Here is a 17,678-nt window from a genome sequence, read left to right on the forward strand (position 1 = left end):
AAAAAATTAGTATTTGCTGAAAGATTATAAAATCTATAACACAAATCTGTTTTAAATGAAGATTTACTCTATAAACTTAGTGAATTATTTTAAAGTTTCAATGTGTGAACAGTATGTGTTTGAAAACATTGTTAAGTTGAAATGTAAGATTTTCTATAAAATGTACTCTAAAATAAATCTAGAAAGTATGAATATATTCTATATTGTAAGAAAACTATAGATAGTGAAAAAAATTCAATTGTTTTCTATTAGTAATTATTAAGCATTCATTTTGATTAATCCAAAGCAGAAGATAACAATATATTGTTGAGAATTAACCTATAGCCTGGAGAATTTGGATGATCTGAAAGCTTTGTTGCTTCTTCGCCTACAAAATGTCTATAATCTTCAGGATCATGCCCACCTAAAAATATCCAATAGCCTTTTTCATATTTATTGTAAATGTATCTTGCTTCATCCTTTGCATCAGATGTAGTCAAAACTTTTACATCAGGTTTTATGAATTTGGTTTTAAATGCTGTTGTTTGTCCCATGAAGCCTTTCATCCTTTTTTGGTGGTTTTGAGTTAAGATTGCAGATATCTTATCGGTTTTAGCTGAATATGAAAGAATATTAAAAAAATCCGTGTCTTCTTTAACACCTCTTTCAAAAGATTGATTATCAATATTTGAATACTCATACTCATAAGGATTGCTTTTTAACTTGAAATTTTTAAAAGCAAGGGTGTTGTCAAAATTTAATTTTTCTTGAGCATCTCTATCTGGTGGATCACCATCGTACATAAAGTCACAAATATCTACAGTATCTGTAGCAAGGGCGATATCGTAAGTATCAGTAGCAGCACACATAGAAAAGAGAATTCCACCATCAGCACAATAGTTTTTTATCTCTTTTGCAATAGCTAATTTAAGTTGAGATACTTTAGAGAAGTTTAATTCTTTGGCTGTTTCCTCAAAATATTTTTGCCGAGTTTTATACCACTCTTGTCTGCCATAAGTCGCATAATATTTTCCATATTGACCAGTAAAATCTTCGTGATGCAGATGTAATACATCATATTCTTTTAATTTGCCAGCCATCACTTCTTTATCGTAAATAATATCGAATGGAATGTCTGTATACTCTAAGGCAAGTAAAACAGCATTTGCAAAAGGTATTTTAGTATAAGCGTAAATAGCGATTTTGGGTGCTTTTTTTAGTTTTACTATGCTTGTAGAATGCCCTTCTTTATCAATATTTTTTCTTAATTCGGTTACAGCTTTTTTTGATATTACATCATATTTAATTTTACCTTTCACCGCTAATCGTTCAAAGTCCTTTTCATATTTAAACAAGAAGCTACCGCCTCTGTAGTTTAGTAACCACTCAACCTTTTTATCTTGATTTAATACTTCATAAGCGATACCATAAGCCTTTAAATGGTTATTTTGCTCATTATCCATAGGAATGAAAAAATATTGAGCATGAACAGAAAGGGAAAGGGTAAAGATTAATATTTTAGTGAGGAGAATGTATTTCATCTTAAAAAATGGTTTAGAACCCTAAAAATGTAATATTATTCAAGAAGTTACTACCAATTAAGTATTAATACTTCATCTTACAATTTAAGAATTAATTTTGGATAATAATTGAGGTTTGATTGAAACTTAAGGCCGAAGAAATAAGCATATGGTTTTTATAGAAAATGTAAAAGAAGCTGTTAAAAGCATAAAAGATAATTTGTTGAGAACTTCACTTACAGCTGCAATTATTGCAATTGGTATTAGTTCGTTAGTGGGTATTTTAACAGCGGTAGATGCTATTCAATCTTCAATTTCTACTGGGCTGTCAGATTTGGGTGCCAATAGTTTTGATATTCGCGATATGCGCTATAGGTCGAGGCGGTCTCAAGGGCAGCGATCTATGAGAGTGAAAGACATTTCCTTTAGAGAAATCAAACTGTTTCAAGAAAGATTTGGTGAGGCAGAAAGAATTAGTGTTTATGCTAGTGTAACAGGAAGTGCAGAAGTAAAATATCTATCTAAAAAAACAAATCCTAACTCTGTAGTTGCGGGTATTGATGAATATTATTTGGGTAATAAGAACTACGATTTAGAAAAAGGACGGAATTTTTCTCAAGCTGAGTTAAGTCAGGGTGTAAACGTGGCAATAATCGGCCAAGATTTAGTAAAAAACCTTTTTGAAGATGAAGACCCGATTAATAAGACTATCGGTATTAGAGGCTTTAAATTTAAAATTGTTGGAATACTCGATAAGTCTGGTGGTTTAGGCAGTGGGCGTTTAGATAGGTCGGTTTTTATTCCTTTGTTAAATGCTAATAAATTTGGTGCACAAACCAATTTGTCTTATACCATGACAACCACGGTAAAAGACCCTTCCAGATTAGATTATTTAATTGGTGAGGCTACTGGTTTAATGAGAACTATAAGAAAAGACCAATTGGGCAGAGATAATTCATTCGAAATATCGCGAAGTGAGTCAGCCGCAGAATCTATTGCTGAAACTTCTAATAATTTAAGGTTAGGAGGGAGTTTAATAGGATTTATCACATTAATTGGTGCTGCAATCGGATTAATGAACATTATGATGGTTTCTGTAACAGAGCGAACCCGAGAAATTGGTGTTAGAAAAGCACTTGGTGCAACTCCTACTCGAATAAGAGAACAGTTTCTAGTAGAAGCAATTGTAATTTGTATTATTGGTGGAATAGTAGGGATTATGTTTGGGATGGTGTTAGGTAATCTGGTTACACTATTATTTGATGATTCAGCTTTCGTTTTCCCAGTTGTATGGAGTTCTATCGGATTAGTTGTATGTGTAGTAGTGGGTGTTATCTCTGGATATTATCCGGCAAGAAAAGCCTCTAAGCTTGACCCAATTGAGTCTTTAAGATACGAATAAGCTAATTGATGATTACAATCAATTAGTCATTCATAAAGCCTTCTAAGATGTGTAATAACTCATTCATAATCATGGCGGTGGCTCCCCAGATTACCTGATTGTTTATTACAAATCCCGGTGTTTTAATGTTTACTCCATTTTGCAATTTAATTTTCACTTGTTTTTTATTTTGCTCAGCAACAAATGAATGAATAGGGAAGTCGAATATTTTGTCTACTTCTCTTGGGTCTGGTGTGTAAGATGGTTTTTCGTAAGTGACAGCAACTGTGGGGGTTACAAGCGAATTACTTGGCGGTATGTACAAATCTGAAAGAGATCCTACAATCTTACTTCGATCAATTTGAACGCCAATTTCTTCCCAAGTTTCTCTAATGGCGGTTTGTATTAAGTCCTTGTCCTCTTTTTCGTATCTGCCTCCGGGAAATGCCATTTGACCACTATGAACACCCTGGTACACAGGCCTTAATATAAAAGGAATGTGAAACTGGTTGTTTTGATGATAAATTAAAATAAGCACACCTGCTTTTCGCGGTGTGCTCTTTTGTTGTTGCATTTTTCTCATGCGCATATTCTCAGTCATTTGCGCATGTGCTTCAAAACCAGGTAAATCCCCTTGAAGCTTTTCTCTAAGAAAAATTTCTAAGTTTTTTATCATGTAAATAGCTCTTTATTAATAAAAGGAATCATAGATAAGATCACAGCCTGTTCATAATAACTCTGTCTATCAACAATTCCGTGTGTTAGCAAACCTACAGATCCACCTTGCTGCTTAGAATTTTGTTTTTTAAAAACGATATCGTCTGCATGGCCGAGTTCATAACCTTTATTAACCAGTTCTGTAATTGCAGGTGGTAAGTAAAAGGTAGAAGTCTTTGCTTTTCCTGTAAATCCATCGCGAGATTCTATATACACCCAGGCAAATACTTCCATCTCATCAGTGCCATGTACACCGCCTTCAATCCCTATCCAATAGGCTGCATTTGTAAATTGTTTTTTTGCATTTTTAACTCTGTTTTCTGCACCTTTTAATGTTTCATCATAACCAATGGGTTGGTCTGGAACTTCAGAAGCTACAGAAACACCTTTATATGTAAACTTTACATTTTTAAACAGAGTTTCAAAAGCTTTTACTGTAGCATTAATTTTTACTGGATTTTTTGATGTAATTATAACTTCTTCCATGTCTGGATACTTGTTCGTTTGAATCATATTGTATAACATTGGTTTATTTATAAGATAACACACAAATAAACTAATAAAATGATTACTGACTCGATCATTAGTGTGACTCTAAGATTTTTAGTATATGTTTTTTTTATTCTAGGAGTTACACAGTTACTTTTTATTGATACCGCCGTATCCTATGACCCGAACATTGTTCAGGAAGCAACGCTTACTGAATGGCTACAACTCACATTCCTTGCCCTTATCCTTTTTTTATTTTACATAGCTGGTAAAGCATCAAAAGGTAAAAGACCTATGACCAACCTACTAATTGGTGTAACACTAGTTGTAATGATTAGAGAAGTTGATTGGTTTTTTGATACTTATATTTCAGTAGGGGCTTGGCAGATATTAACAGTGATTGTATTTGTTACATTTTTATTCTTTTCATTTAAAGAGATGAAACTACTAAAAAATGGTATAAAAGATTTTATAAAACACCCAAGTTTTGGTATAATTCTTTGTGGTTTTTTAACTACTTTCGTATTCGCACCTGTGCTTGGAAGTTTAAACATTTGGAAAGCTGTAATGGATGGATACTTAAAAAGTATTGCTGAAGGAGCTGAAGAAGGTGTTGAACTTTTGGGTTACTCATTTATTTTAATAGGAGCCTTTGAGTACTTTTTAAGAGTAAAATATAGTAGATATAAAATCTCTAGTTTCAACATGAAATGAAACTGTTTTTTGTAAAATTTATTTATATAATTTTGGCGCTTATTTATTAACAATTATTGTATTTTTGATCTTTTCCAGCTAATCACCAGGTCATTTAACTGTAAACTATTTTGACTATGACCCTCGATAGAGCCATCGAGATTTTCATTAAAAGAAATGAAAAAAGTTTTTCTGAATATGAGAGACTTTTTCATGAGAGACTAGAAAATATTCAATTTCTGGCCGATACTTCTGTAACAGAAAACTTTAAAGAAATTTATCTTATACAAATTTCTAATTTAAAAAAAGCTTTTCAGGTTATTGGCCAAAAGAAATCTGAATTGAGCTCTATTTCTTTTCCAATAACATTTTATAAAGATTTAATTAAAAGTACAGATATTCAGCTTTTAGAAAGAGAAGCTAATGAGGCTTTTTTAGATTCTCGTGTTGCTTTTTCAAAAGAACTGTATAAAAGAATTATGCAGTTAAACATGAGGCATAATAGGGCTTCAGAAAGAATAGAAATATGTAATTTAGTTTTATCTGAATATAGAAAAGCAGAAGAGGAAAGAGATAGATTAAAAGTATTAAAAGAGAAAAATGCAGCTTTACAGCAAGAACATTTAAGAAAAGAAGCTGCTGAAGAACTCTGGTTACGAGATATTTTAAAGGCTGATGACCAAGCAGACGGAGAACTTTCTGGTTTAGTAAAAAGTCTTTTCTTAAGTGGAAAAGGATTAAAACGCTTGCCGACATCAAGCCGGATAAGAAAGAAAAAAAAGGAGGCCGCCATTTTTGGCTCTGCAGTTTTATTGTTTGTAATGGGAGTGATGCTCTATGCTTACAATGAAAAGATAATAGAAACATTAAGAACATATAAGAATCCTGTGGATGAGAAGGGTAAGCCTACTTTTACTGTAGAAGACCACAAAGTATTTGCAGATGAGCTTTACGAAGAAGGCAATTATGTAAAAGCTCTCATTCAATATTCTTTAGCTGCAGCTATTGACCCCAACGATAAGTATTTGCAAGAACAAATTGCAGTATGCAAGCTAGTTATTCAGCAAGATAGAAAGAGTATTCCTGCGGCATATGCTGCCCAAGAAGAAACAGTTGAGGAACAAGTTGACGATAGTGCCTTATCTACAGATTCTACATCAAGTAACAATAGTAACAATAGCGCATTAGAAAACAATACAGCAAATCCTGAATTAGCGGGCGTGCAAAATGTGACAGAATCGTTAAAAAGACCTCTTAATAAAAAACTAATCGCTGATGAAGATTTAATTCCTGATAAAATTGAGTCTACAGAAGATTTAGATTCACTACTAGCAACAGATGATTCATCGTTTGTTGCAATGATTGCAGATAGTTCTGATGTTCCTGAAGTGAATAGTCTTGCAAAAAAAGGAGGCAATCTAGCATTAAATGTTGATGACAAAAATGTAAAAGAAAGAATACTTCAAAAGGCTAACGAAAGGATTCAGGAAGATCAAGAGTTTTTGAGCAAGATTTACATGGTTGTTGATAAACGACCTGAACCGAAAGGCGGTTTCGATAACTTTAAAGAGTATTTAAGAAGAAATATGCAATACCCAGACAAAGCCGTTAAAAACAAAATTGAAGGGGTAGTATATGTGCAGTTTGTTGTAAACCGAGATGGTAGTATTTCGGCTGCAAAGACTACTACAAATCTTGGATATGGTCTAGAAGAAGAAGCTATAAGATTGGTTAATGAATATCCTGGATGGCAGCCCGGACAGATCAATTCAAGAAATGTAAATGTACAGACCTCTTTGCCGATTTGGTTTGTGCAGCAGTAATCCAATTTATCTAACAGTTAACTTACTAATATGTCATGGCTATTTTCAAGGAGTTTAGGCCATTTTATCAGCTTGATAGGCCGAAAGGCAGAAGGTTGGTTGTTCCAGATATCCACGGTTGCTATGGCACCTTGTTAAACCTGATGAATGAGATAAGTCTTACAAAAGACGATCAACTTTTTTTTCTTGGAGATTTTATAGATCGAGGGCCTTTAAGCGGTGCTGTACTCGATTATGTAATCAATTTGCAGAGAATGGATTATCAAGTTTATCCATTGCGAGGCAACCATGAGCAAATGTTGCTAGATGCGGCAAGACTTGATCCTGTAAGTGTTTTGAATCAATATCTAGATTTTAACAATACAAGAGATTTGTTAGATGGAAACAACGATATAAAACCTCAATATGTAGAGTTTATGGATAAGTTGCCATATTACTACGAACTTGAAGATTATTATCTGGTACATGCTGGCTTTAACTTTACGGTAGAAAATCCATTTACAGAATATGACGATATGATATGGATTCGGAAATTTTCTGCAAACAAGAGGCTTTTAAAAGAAAAAAAATTGATTCATGGACATACGCCTACCAATTTAGATGATATTAAATATGCAATTGATGAAAAAAAGCCTGTAATTCCACTAGATAATGGGTGTGTGTATTACAACTCGTATGCAGTAGGTTTACCAAACTGGAATATGGGAAATTTACTTTGTTTCGATTTAGACTCTCTTGAGATAAAAATATTTCCTTATGATGATTAAATTCTAAAGGCAAGTAAATAAAAAGCAGATTCCTTATTAAAGAAATCTGCTTTTTTTATTTAAAATTTAAGTCGATCACTTAGATGATAGTTCTACCAATGGCTTGAGCAATGGCAGAAAGTGATTTATATAAATCTTTAAACTCATCATAATTTAACTGCTGTGCAGCATCAGATTTAGCTACTGAAGGATCTGGGTGAACTTCTATCAATAATCCATCTACACCCATAGCTGTACATGCTCTAGCAAGATCAGGAACACCATAAGCATAACCCATTGCGTGGCTTGGATCCAGAATAACAGGTAAATTAGTGTATTCTTTTAAGAAAGAAACACCACAAAGGTCTAGCGTAAATCTGGTTTTAGTTTCAAATGTTCTAATACCTCTTTCACAAAGAATTACATTGTCGTTTCCGCCAGAAAGTATAAATTCTGCAGCTTGTACAAACTCTTGTAGAGTTGTTCCAAAACCTCTTTTTAAAAGCACGGGTTTATCCGTCTCGCCACATTTTTTTAATATTCCGTGGTCGTACATGGCTTTTGCACCAATCTGGATAATATCAGAATGTTCAATAACAGCGTCTACGTGAGTGGCATCTTTTACTTCAGTAATGATGTTTAAATCATACTTATCGCTCATCTCGCCAAGTAATCTTAAACCTTCCATACCTAAACCTTGGAAGGTATAAGGTGAGGTTCTTGGTTTGAAACAACCTCCTCTTAAAGTAGAAATATTCAATTCTTTTAGCAATTCGGCAGCGCTAGTAATTTGCTCTTCAGATTCTACAGAACAGGGCCCACTAATTACCATCGTATTATTATGAGAGCCACCAATGTAGTTTTTACCGATTTTTATTTCTCTTGTTTCTGGCATGTAATCTCTGCTAGCCAGTTGTATATCAGAAGACAGTACAAAGCTTTCTTCTACGAAATCTGCCACTTCTTCTGGCAAACTTTTCATTTTAGAAGAAGCTACCAACAGTTTGTTGTTTTTACCTCTAACAACTATTGCTTTCAGTTTTTCGGCAATTTTTAAAGATTCCTGCTCGCTTATATTGTCTTTAAGATGGACGATCATATTTTTATCTTTTAATAGCTTATTTATTTTACAATTCGCCTTTTACAAGGTTAAAGAAGGTAATAACTCCACAAACTTCATCAGTATCGTTTACAACTGGCAAAAAGTTAATAGGGAAAGATTTTGATTTGATGAGTTTCAATAGCTCTTCTACAGTATCATTCTCATTTGCCCTTACCGGATTACTGTTTACCATATCTTCGATACTAATCTTCGATATATCATCAATATTCTTAATTAAACCTCGCCTCACATCTGCATTAGAAATAATACCTTCTAGTTTACCAGAATCTGAAGTAAGAATAGTGAAACCTAACTTGTAGTCTTCTATTGATGTGAGCACATCTTTAAAACTGCGCTTGTCTGGAGTTAATTTGGGTACTTCTCCATTGGTACGCATAAAATCTTTCACCAAATAATGAGAGGCAGTATCAGTGGCTTTTAAGCTTAGCAAAGCTTTTCCAACTTGTCCTTCATTAAAAAGGTAAGAACCAGATACCGCAGAGAATACGCCCATATTTCTGATGATGAACGATACTTCTCCATTTACACCACCATCTACATGAATCTTTTTATCTGGATATTTTTGGCTAAACTCTCTAATTTTCCTGAAATTAACTGGGTCAAAAGTGCCTCCGCTTTGCCCAGGAATAGTTGCCATAATTAGTATAAAGTCAAATTCATCAGCATATTCTTCAAATGCTTCAACAGGAGTAGGAGTAACTACTGCCAAACCTTTCTTTGCTTTTATACTTTTAGGTATTTGCAGCTTTTCTTTCAGGTTTTCGAACTGAAAGGTTACATATTCTACAGGGATGCGCTCTAGTTTATCGTAGTATTTTTCTGGCGTATCTGTAATTATATGTAGGTCTATTGGCTTTTTGCTGTATTCTCTAATCTCAACAATATCATCAAAAACACTTAGATCATCATTGCAGTCTACATGGAAAAAATCCACTTGGTTTTCGTCCAGCTGTGCAATTGTCTCTTTGAGTGAATCTTTTTTATTGGAATAGATAGATGCGGAAATCTTCATATTTTAATTTACAAGCTTGTTCTTGCTGTTTGTGCTGTTTCAAAAATGTGTGCAAACTTACTGAAAATTATGCAATTGAATAACCCCGAACTTACCATTAACCAACCATTCGCTATCCACTGCTTTTGCCTTGTCTATATTTTCAGTTTTTGTTCCTGCTAAAACTTCAGATTTTAAGGTTCTGAGTAAGAGAACAGGCTTATCGAAAAAGTAAATTACTTCTGATAGTGGAGTGCTAAAATCCCATTCTCTGTCTTGTAAAAACCTGCGATAGTTTGCATCACCTTTACTAATTATTAAGTCAGAATTTTGTAGGCTTTCTTTAATGTGAGTAGGTAACTCATTAAAAGCCAAAGCAGTACTCCAAAAAAGATCGGGGATTAATTTAACTGCTCCCGAATCGATTTTATCTCTAAATATTTTGGCTAGATGTTTATAATCTGGATGAGATTTTTCTATTTCTTCTAGTTGCAGATAAACATCTTTTACTAATGTATCAGACACAAAAATTGGTGCTTCTTTTACATGAAAAATAATGTTATCAACTTTCTTTTTTTCCAACATGTAAATAGCAAGGCAAATATCGCCAATAAGCTCTGTGCCTGTATTATCGATAATGAAATCTACTCTTTTGCAGCCTTTATCGATAATTTTTAAGAAAGAAGCTGAATCATTAGCTATTAGTTTTTCTTTGGCTTCGTCTTCGTTATTATTGGGTGTATTGCCATCGTGGAACAAACACAAATCTGCTTGGTTTCCCCAAAGATCAATTAACAATAACTCTTCTAATTGATGTGCTGCGTATTCTTCTTTGAGAATTGAGTTGGTGAAGGAAAGCGTTTTCTCAATTAGAAAATGACTTTTCTCTACACTTTCACTTTTGTGCTTTTCGTAGGGGTCTTTCTTGTTTTCATACCAATTAGTAGCTTCTAGTATTTTTCTGTAAAAAAGTGCCTCTGCTACATAAAAAGGAAGCTCTAGCCAAGTGTTGTCTTTATATTGATCAAGAATTGGTGTCCAGTATCTTTCATCTTCTTCATTAAAAAACTCAAAATGCTCAATCTTTTTAAAAGGGATTGATGTATCGAGTTGTTTCAGTCTTTTAATGGTAGCTTCATCAAAATCGTTTTTATCAAAAACAGTTTGCAGAATGTCGGGCACTCTCACTCTCATTGTTTTGCCTGCAAAGCTCTCTTCTGATACGCTGGTTGTGTAAGGTGGTAATTGCATCATATAGTTAAATTATTATCAATTGCGAATTTTCTGGCTTTTTCTAAATCGTCTGGTGTATCTACACTCATACTTTCAAGGTCGGTTATGCCAAGTTTTATCTGGTAACCATTTTCAAGCCATCGAAGTTGCTCTAAACTCTCAGATTTTTCTAAAGGTGATAGAGGCAAGCCAGCAATTTCATTTAAAATATCTGTACGATAAGCATAAATTGCTACATGTTTGTAGAAAGTTCCTTTTTCAATCCATTCTTCTTTAGGTACATCTCTCAAATGAGGAATACACTCTCTACTAAAATACAAGGCATTGTAATTTTTATCGAAAACCACTTTCATTATACTGTTTATAAATAGCTGTTCCGATTTTTTAACTTTTGCAACAAGTGTGGCTAATTGTGTATTTCCATCTAGCAGATTACAAACAGTTTCTAGTTGCTCTGGTTGAATAAAAGGTTCATCCCCTTGAATATTCACCACGTAGTCAAATTTGTCAGTAAGTGTTTCTACTACCTCTTTGCATCTTTCTGTGCCGTTGTTATGATGTGCGGCGGTCATCATTACCTCTCCTCCAAAAGATTTTACTTCATCAAAAATTTCTTGATGGTCTGTAGCAACCAGTACCTTTGCAAAGGTTTTTGCTTTGCTTGCTTGTTCATAAACTCGTCTGATCATCGTTTTGCCAGCAATATCTTTTAAGGCTTTTGCTGGTAATCTTGATGATGCATATCTGGCAGGAATTACACCTAGTATTTGCATGTTTTTTTATGTTTTATAATGATGTTTCAAAATTACATTTTCTTTTCTTTCAGAAAATAATCTAGCTAACAGAATCCGCTCATAAAAAATTTGTTATAAAAAATCATTCATAGCATGTACAATTGATTAATTCTTAAGATATACCCAAAAAGGTAATGTAATCTCTTTGTGTTTTTTGTAGAGATTTTAGTATCTATGCCTGATATTTGGAAAACTGTTTAAACTAAAAACAATATATGTCATCACTGAGAGCGGCTATTACAGCAGTAAGTGGTTGGGTACCAGAGGATATTTTAGATAATCATCAACTGGAACAGATGGTGGAAACCAATGATGAATGGATACAAACTCGCACCGGAATTAAGGAACGAAGAATTCTTAAGAAAGAAGGAGCAGGGACTTCCTATATGGCTACCAAAGCAATCAACAGTCTATTAGAAAAAAGAGGCATAACAGCTAATGATATAGATGTAATTATTTGTGCAACCATCACACCTGATCTGCTTTTCCCGTCTACTGCAAATTTAATATGTGAACAAATTGGGGCTAAAAATGCTTTGAGTTTTGATTTGGCAGCAGCTTGCTCGGGATTTATTTATGCGCTTGAGACTGGATCTAATTTCATCAAATCAGGTCAATACAAAAAAGTGGTTGTAGTTGGTGCTGATAAAATGTCTGCAATTATAGATTATACAGACAGAAGCACTTGTATTTTATTTGGTGATGGAGCAGGAGCTGTATTACTTGAGCCAGATGAAGAAGGTTATGGTGTTTACGATTCTATCTTAAAAACAGACGGAAGTGGTAAAGATTTACTAAGAGCAAAAGGGCATGGTTCTGCAGATCCGCTTACTCCAGAAAATATAATTAAGGGTGAGCACTTCTTCTATCAGGAAGGTAAAGCTGTATTTAAATTTGCTGTTACCAGAATGGCAGATGTATCAGCAGAGATTATGAAAAGAAATAATCTTACCGGAGATGATATTGCCTATTTGGTACCCCATCAAGCCAATAAGCGAATTATTGAGGCAACTGCTAAACGAATGGGTGTAGGTATGGATAAAGTTACACTCAATATTCAGAAATTTGGTAATACTACAGGTGCTACCATTCCACTTTGTTTGTGGGAATTTGAAAAGGACTTTAAAAAAGGAGATAATATAGTACTGGCTGCTTTTGGAGGTGGGTTTACTTGGGGTTCGGTTTATTTGAAGTGGGCCTATAATTCATAAAATCGTTCAAATAAATGACAAACCTGCAGATAAGGGATAGTCTAGTCAAATGGGTACCTGTACCTCAATTGGCAGATATCTTTGCTGAATGGATTGTAGAATACAGGATTAAAGTAGTTGTTACTCGAAGTAGAAAAACCAAGAGGGCTACTTATATGCCTCCTCAAAGAGGTGCCGGACATAAGATAACCATAAACCATGATCTAAACCCATATGGTTTTGTGGTTACTTTTATCCATGAAATGGCTCATCTTATAACTTGGAACGAATACCAAAACCAAGTAAGACCTCACGGTAAGGAGTGGAAAGATAACTTTAAAAAGTTGATCACTCCTTACTTAAATCATGATTATTTCCCTCCAGATATTTTAACCCAGTTAGTTAATTACATGAATAATCCGGCGGCTTCTAGCTGTTCGGATGCTGGTTTAATGAAGGTTCTCGACAGATATAATGATGATGACGATGGGATGGAATACCTCGAAGATTTACCATTGCATACCGAATTTGCGCTTAAAGATGGACGGGTTTTTAAGAAGCTTAACAAATTGAGAAAGTACTACCAGTGTGAAGAGCGAAAGAGTAAAAGTATGTATAGAATTAGTCCAGTTGCGAGGGTAAAACGCTTGTAAACTTTTAAGAGAGTAATTCTTTAATAAATCCTTTACCCCAATTATCTTTCTCTTCGTTAGTCCAAAGCTCAGGATAAAATATCTGCATTTGAAACCTTGGAGGCAAGTATTTTTGCCAGTTTGTTCCCCCTGTTGCAGAAATTACATCTGGGTCTCTTTGCAAGTATCTAACAGCCGATTTAAAGTGCGATAGTCGCCAATTTACATTTGCCATAACATCAAAAGTTTTCAATGCGTCAACAATCTCACGGTTGTTAAAAGCTTGGTAAAAGTGGTTTTTGTAAATCGCCCAAAGGTTAGAGTTTTGTCTGTCTTTTGCCAGTCTTGTCATTGTTGGCATATATTTTTGCTCAAACTTTTTAAGCGTTAATGTTTTTTTACCTGTAGCTAATTCAGTTGCTCCTTCTTTCCAGTAAAGATGTTGCATCATTTCAGCAATAGGAGTAGCAGGCGTAGTTTGCTCTTGATATTCTTTAGCGAGTAAATGAGGCAGGTCAGTAGCACAAATTTCTATCATGCGAAATTGTGCAGATTGAAAACCACTAGCAGGTAGCAAAGACATTCTGAATTTGAGAAATTCGTCTTTATCCATACCATCTACCATAATTTCAAAAGAATCTACCAAATGCTTAAAGTAGCGATTAATTCTTTGCAGTCGAGTTAAAAAAAATGCTTCATCTATTTGTTTGCGGTTGGCGATTTGTTCCATCTCTTGCAGAATCAGTTTAAAGTATAATTCTGTTATTTGATGGTATATGATGAAAATATTTTCGTCTGGAAAATCGGTTTTAGGGTTTTGTAGAGAAAGTAAGGTGTCAAGATGGATGTAATCCCAATAATTTAGATAATTGGCATAAAGTAGTCCGTCGAGGTAAGAAGATAAATCCTGGCCCATTACATCGTATTTCTCTTTTAGTTTGGCCAGTTGTTCCTCAATTTTCTTTTGTTCGTCGCTGTGTAATTCAGAATTTTCCATATTTAAATTTTATATGCTCAGGAAACTTTCTCTAAATGGGATTGATTGGTATTAGAGCTATAATTATTTAGCTTAGCTGCAAAAAAATATTTTTTGATTCTATAATAATGAATTCAATCAGCTTAATTAAATGTAAAAATATATTTTTCCTATGAACCTTAAAAGCCTGATTTTTTTACTGATTCTATACCTTAACTTCAATTTGAGTGGATATGCTCAAGAGTGGAAAAAGTTTATGGGTGAGATAGGAGATAAAGCCCTAAAGAACGAAGACTGGGTTTACGAAGATTATATAAGAACAGTAAAATTATATAATGCTATTACAACCAGTGATGGCTTACTTACTCAGCCTATAGTCTCAATTAATGGCCAAGGTAGTCTCACACTAGAATTTGACGATATTATTGAAGATTCAGACAGTTACTATGTAAAACTGATACATTGCAACAGAGACTGGACAGAATCGCGATACAGACCAATTGAATATTTGAGTTCTTACAATGAGTTTAATATTACCGATTTCGATTTCTCTATCAGTACAAAAGTTCCTTATGTACATTATACTTTTACAGTGCCTAGTGTAAAAGTTTCTGGTAATTATTTATTAGTGGTTTACCGAGGTGGAGATGAAGATGACTTTATTCTCACAAAAAGATTTATTGTTTATGAAGAGTCTGCTTCAGTGAGTGCAGAAGTTATTGATATGCTTGGCTCAGGTGATGCACTTAGCAAGCAAAGAGTAACCTTTACTGTAAACTATGGTGGACTAACACTCGACAGACCATCGGAGAGTGTTTTGGCTACAGTAAGAAAGAATTTTAGATGGGAAACTGCTATAATAGATTTAAAACCATTGTATGTTAAGCAAAATAGTGGCGAGTTAGATTTTAACTATTTTAATGAAGAAAATACCTTTATGGGCGGAAACGAATTTCGCTTTTTTGATACTGGTTATGAAAAAGCTGGTTTAAATGTAATGGACGTTAGGCGGATGGATGATTTGAATATTATATATTTAAACCATGATAAGAGCAGAGAGGATAGGGTATTTAACTCTCAAAAAGTACAGACCGATATTAATGGTAGATTTGTAATAGGTGCACAAGCAGGCAATGCTGACGAACCAGAAATTGAGGCAGATTACAACGAAGTAAACTTTGTGTTGGAATCGGGTAATCCGTACGATGGTGATGTATATGTAATTGGAAGCTTTAACGACTGGCAATTGAAAAAGGAAAACAAGCTTTTTTATGAAGCTTCTTCTGGTTCTTACAAAGGTAGTTTGTTGCTAAAGCAAGGTAGATACGACTATTTGTACACCGTTTATAAAAATCAAAAACTGAATGATTCAATTATTGAAAATAGCTATAACCGAACTGAGAATGAGTATGATGTAATTGTTTATTACAAAGCAATTACTGGAAAAGGAGATAGAGTAATAGCTTATACAACAGTTTCAATAAGCAAATAAATAATTTAAATAAAATCAGCTAATTCTAACAAAAACTAGCAAATGGAAGGGCAAGAAGTTTTATTCACCAACGATGCAATTGTACTCGGAATTTTATTGGTAATTCTAGCATTGGTGTTAATTACATCCTCAAGTGAAAATAAATTTTGGCAAACATTTTATAAGTATTTCCCTCCAATTTTAGCCTGTTACTTTTTTCCTGCAATTTTTAATAGTCTAGGTATTATTTCTGGTGAAGATTCTAATTTATACTTTGTGTCTTCTAGGTATTTACTGCCAGCCAGTTTAGTACTTTTGTGTGTAAGTATAGATTTTAAAGGTATAATGAACCTAGGGCCGAAAGCAATTATTATGTTTTTTGCTGCCACTTTGGGAATTATAATTGGCGGACCAATAGCCTTAATAATTGTAGGAGTATTTGACCCTGAATTAGCTGGTGGTGAAGGCCCTAATGCTGTATGGAGAGGCTTGGCAACAGTTGCCGGAAGTTGGATTGGTGGTGGAGCCAACCAAACAGCAATGAAAGAAATTTATGGAGCAAGCGATAATTTGTTTGCATCTATGCTTTTGGTGGATGTGATCGTAGCAAATATCTGGATGGGCTTTTTGCTTTATGGAGCAACTATTTCAGATAGGATAGATAAATGGCTTAAAGCCGACAATTCTGCTATTGACGACTTAAGAATTAGAGTAGAAAACTACAGAGATAGCATTTCAAAAATGCCTACGCTAAAAGATACTATGTTGGTATTAGCAGTAGGTTTTGGTGCAACTGCAATAGCCCATTGGTTATCTGATATTGTAACTCCGTTTATGGAGAACTACAGTGATACATTAAAAAGCTTAAACCTCACATCACTTTTATCTGGGTTTTTCTGGTTAGTTGTAATTGCTACAACAATTGGTTTAGCACTATCTTTTACAAAGCTTAAAAAGATAGAAGGAGTAGGGGCTTCCAGATTTGGCAGTGTGTTTATTTATGTATTAGTAGCTACTATTGGTATGAAAATGAACATAGGTGAGATATTAAACAATCTTGGCTTATTTGCAATTGGAATTATTTGGATGATTATCCACGTTTTGGTGTTGTTAGTTACTGCCAAAATTATAAAAGCTCCTTTCTTCTTTGTAGCAGTAGGAAGCCAAGCAAATGTGGGTGGAGCAGCTTCTGCACCAGTTGTTGCTGCTGCATTTAGCCCTGCTTTGGCAGCAGTAGGAGTGTTAATGGCTGTATTAGGTTATGCTTTGGGTACGTACGGTGCAATTATTTGTGCAGAATTGATGCAACTTGTAAGTCCTTAAAAATAAAAAAACAGTGCAACTTAATGTTACACTGTTTACTCCATACAATTTACTAAAGTGGATTGGATCCTATTAAAAGTTTTGTTGTGAGACTTTTTTGTCCTCTATGGTAATAAATTGACTTCCTTGGCTACCGTAGTTAAATACCGGATAGCTAATTGCTATTTTTTCTCCTTCCCAAACAAATGAGTATAATTCACCAAGTGCTTGATTGCCCGTGTCTGCATATCTTGGTTTACCAAACATTTTAGAAAGTTCATCAAAAGCATCTGCGTTTTTGAACTCAAAACTGATTGAACAAAGTTTTCCTTTGTAAAATGCATAACCCACTTCAGGTTCTAAGCTAACGCCAAATAGTTGCTGTTTTTCACCAATATTTACCAGACCAAGGTCTACAAAACCATAGCTGTATTCTTTTTTAAAGCCGGGGTGTTCCTCCATATCTGAGCCAATTAAGTGCCCAAAGATTTCTTCGGGTGTACTGCTCTTATCCTGGCCATATAAAAATAGGCTGCAAAAAAGCAGGACTACGAGGGTGGTTAATTTTTTCATTAAATGAAGTTTGTTTGTTTTGAATTATTTATTTCAAACAAACAG

At 34.2% G+C, this 17,678-nt stretch carries 17 protein-coding genes; 8 read left to right on the top strand and 9 right to left on the bottom strand.

The genetic code is table 11. The features are described from left to right. Nucleotides 1–275: 275 nt before the first annotated feature. On the bottom strand, nt 276–1,520 hold the full coding sequence (locus tag OQ292_RS17055; RefSeq protein ID WP_284683350.1) for an asparagine synthetase B: 1,245 nt from the start codon (nt 1,518–1,520) through the stop codon (nt 276–278). Between the two features lie 148 nt (nt 1,521–1,668). Between OQ292_RS17055 and OQ292_RS17060 the strand changes: the two genes are divergently transcribed. Further along, a complete protein-coding gene (locus tag OQ292_RS17060) occupies nt 1,669–2,901 on the top strand; it encodes an ABC transporter permease (protein ID WP_284683351.1) in 1,233 nt (410 codons plus the stop codon). A gap of 22 nt (nt 2,902–2,923) precedes the next feature. Here the strand turns inward: OQ292_RS17060 and OQ292_RS17065 are convergent, their stop codons facing one another. Together OQ292_RS17065 and yjjX are read right to left on the bottom strand one after the other, a co-directional pair. Beyond that, on the bottom strand, nt 2,924–3,556 hold the full coding sequence (locus OQ292_RS17065; protein ID WP_284683352.1) for an NUDIX hydrolase: 633 nt from the start codon (nt 3,554–3,556) through the stop codon (nt 2,924–2,926). Further along, a complete protein-coding gene (gene yjjX, locus OQ292_RS17070) occupies nt 3,553–4,110 on the bottom strand; it encodes an inosine/xanthosine triphosphatase (protein ID WP_284683353.1) in 558 nt (185 codons plus the stop codon). The genes OQ292_RS17065 and yjjX overlap by 4 nt, the downstream gene beginning before the upstream one ends. Nucleotides 4,111–4,161: 51 nt before the next feature. Between yjjX and OQ292_RS17075 the strand changes: the two genes are divergently transcribed. The 3 genes from OQ292_RS17075 (at nt 4,162) to OQ292_RS17085 (ending at nt 7,369) form a co-directional block, all read left to right on the top strand. Continuing rightward, complete coding sequence (locus OQ292_RS17075) at nt 4,162–4,800, top strand: hypothetical protein (RefSeq protein WP_284683354.1); 639 nt, start codon at nt 4,162–4,164, stop codon at nt 4,798–4,800. Nucleotides 4,801–4,916: 116 nt separating this feature from the next. Continuing rightward, complete coding sequence (locus OQ292_RS17080; protein ID WP_284683355.1) at nt 4,917–6,602, top strand: energy transducer TonB; 1,686 nt, start codon at nt 4,917–4,919, stop codon at nt 6,600–6,602. A 35-nt stretch (nt 6,603–6,637) separates the two neighbouring features. Continuing rightward, on the top strand, nt 6,638–7,369 hold the full coding sequence (locus OQ292_RS17085; protein WP_284683356.1) for a metallophosphoesterase family protein: 732 nt from the start codon (nt 6,638–6,640) through the stop codon (nt 7,367–7,369). Nucleotides 7,370–7,448: 79 nt separating this feature from the next. On the opposite strand, the gene OQ292_RS17090 is transcribed toward OQ292_RS17085, so the two are convergent. From OQ292_RS17090 to kdsB, 4 genes are read right to left on the bottom strand one after another with little or no spacing between them, the layout of a single operon-like run. Next, a complete protein-coding gene (locus OQ292_RS17090; RefSeq protein ID WP_284683357.1) occupies nt 7,449–8,447 on the bottom strand; it encodes a bifunctional 3-deoxy-7-phosphoheptulonate synthase/chorismate mutase in 999 nt (332 codons plus the stop codon). Nucleotides 8,448–8,475: 28 nt separating this feature from the next. Then, a complete protein-coding gene (locus OQ292_RS17095) occupies nt 8,476–9,483 on the bottom strand; it encodes a CBS domain-containing protein (protein WP_284683358.1) in 1,008 nt (335 codons plus the stop codon). Between the two features lie 57 nt (nt 9,484–9,540). After that, nucleotides 9,541–10,716 (bottom strand): damage-control phosphatase ARMT1 family protein, encoded by a 1,176-nt coding sequence (locus tag OQ292_RS17100; protein ID WP_284683359.1) that lies wholly within the window; start codon nt 10,714–10,716, stop codon nt 9,541–9,543. Continuing rightward, on the bottom strand, nt 10,713–11,468 hold the full coding sequence (gene kdsB, locus OQ292_RS17105) for a 3-deoxy-manno-octulosonate cytidylyltransferase (protein ID WP_284683360.1): 756 nt from the start codon (nt 11,466–11,468) through the stop codon (nt 10,713–10,715). Before kdsB ends, OQ292_RS17100 begins: the two co-directional genes overlap by 4 nt. 236 nt (nt 11,469–11,704) lie before the next feature. Between kdsB and OQ292_RS17110 the strand changes: the two genes are divergently transcribed. Beyond that, nucleotides 11,705–12,700, top strand: a complete 996-nt coding sequence (locus tag OQ292_RS17110) for a beta-ketoacyl-ACP synthase III (protein ID WP_284683361.1) — start codon at nt 11,705–11,707, stop codon at nt 12,698–12,700. A 14-nt stretch (nt 12,701–12,714) separates the two neighbouring features. Beyond that, nucleotides 12,715–13,332, top strand: a complete 618-nt coding sequence (locus tag OQ292_RS17115; protein ID WP_284683362.1) for a SprT-like domain-containing protein — start codon at nt 12,715–12,717, stop codon at nt 13,330–13,332. Between the two features lie 4 nt (nt 13,333–13,336). Here OQ292_RS17115 and OQ292_RS17120 read toward each other — a convergent pair whose 3' ends face one another. Next, nucleotides 13,337–14,308, bottom strand: a complete 972-nt coding sequence (locus OQ292_RS17120) for a tryptophan 2,3-dioxygenase family protein (protein ID WP_284683363.1) — start codon at nt 14,306–14,308, stop codon at nt 13,337–13,339. Between the two features lie 151 nt (nt 14,309–14,459). Here OQ292_RS17120 and OQ292_RS17125 point away from each other — a divergent pair, with 151 nt between their 5' ends. Both OQ292_RS17125 and OQ292_RS17130 read left to right on the top strand, forming a co-directional pair. Beyond that, the gene (locus OQ292_RS17125) at nt 14,460–15,779 is read left to right on the top strand and encodes a type IX secretion system plug protein (RefSeq protein WP_284683364.1); all 1,320 of its coding nucleotides are present in this window, start codon (nt 14,460–14,462) and stop codon (nt 15,777–15,779) included. A 42-nt stretch (nt 15,780–15,821) separates the two neighbouring features. Then, the gene (locus OQ292_RS17130) at nt 15,822–17,081 is read left to right on the top strand and encodes a DUF819 family protein (RefSeq protein WP_284683365.1); all 1,260 of its coding nucleotides are present in this window, start codon (nt 15,822–15,824) and stop codon (nt 17,079–17,081) included. A 72-nt stretch (nt 17,082–17,153) separates the two neighbouring features. Here OQ292_RS17130 and OQ292_RS17135 read toward each other — a convergent pair whose 3' ends face one another. Beyond that, nucleotides 17,154–17,633 carry a hypothetical protein gene (locus OQ292_RS17135; RefSeq protein WP_284683366.1) on the bottom strand — a complete coding sequence of 160 codons (480 nt, stop codon included), beginning with the start codon at nt 17,631–17,633 and terminating at the stop codon, nt 17,154–17,156. Nucleotides 17,634–17,678: the final 45 nt, after the last annotated feature.

The sequence above is a fragment of the Chondrinema litorale genome (assembly GCF_026250525.1).
GTDB lineage: Bacteria > Bacteroidota > Bacteroidia > Cytophagales > Flammeovirgaceae > Chondrinema > Chondrinema litorale.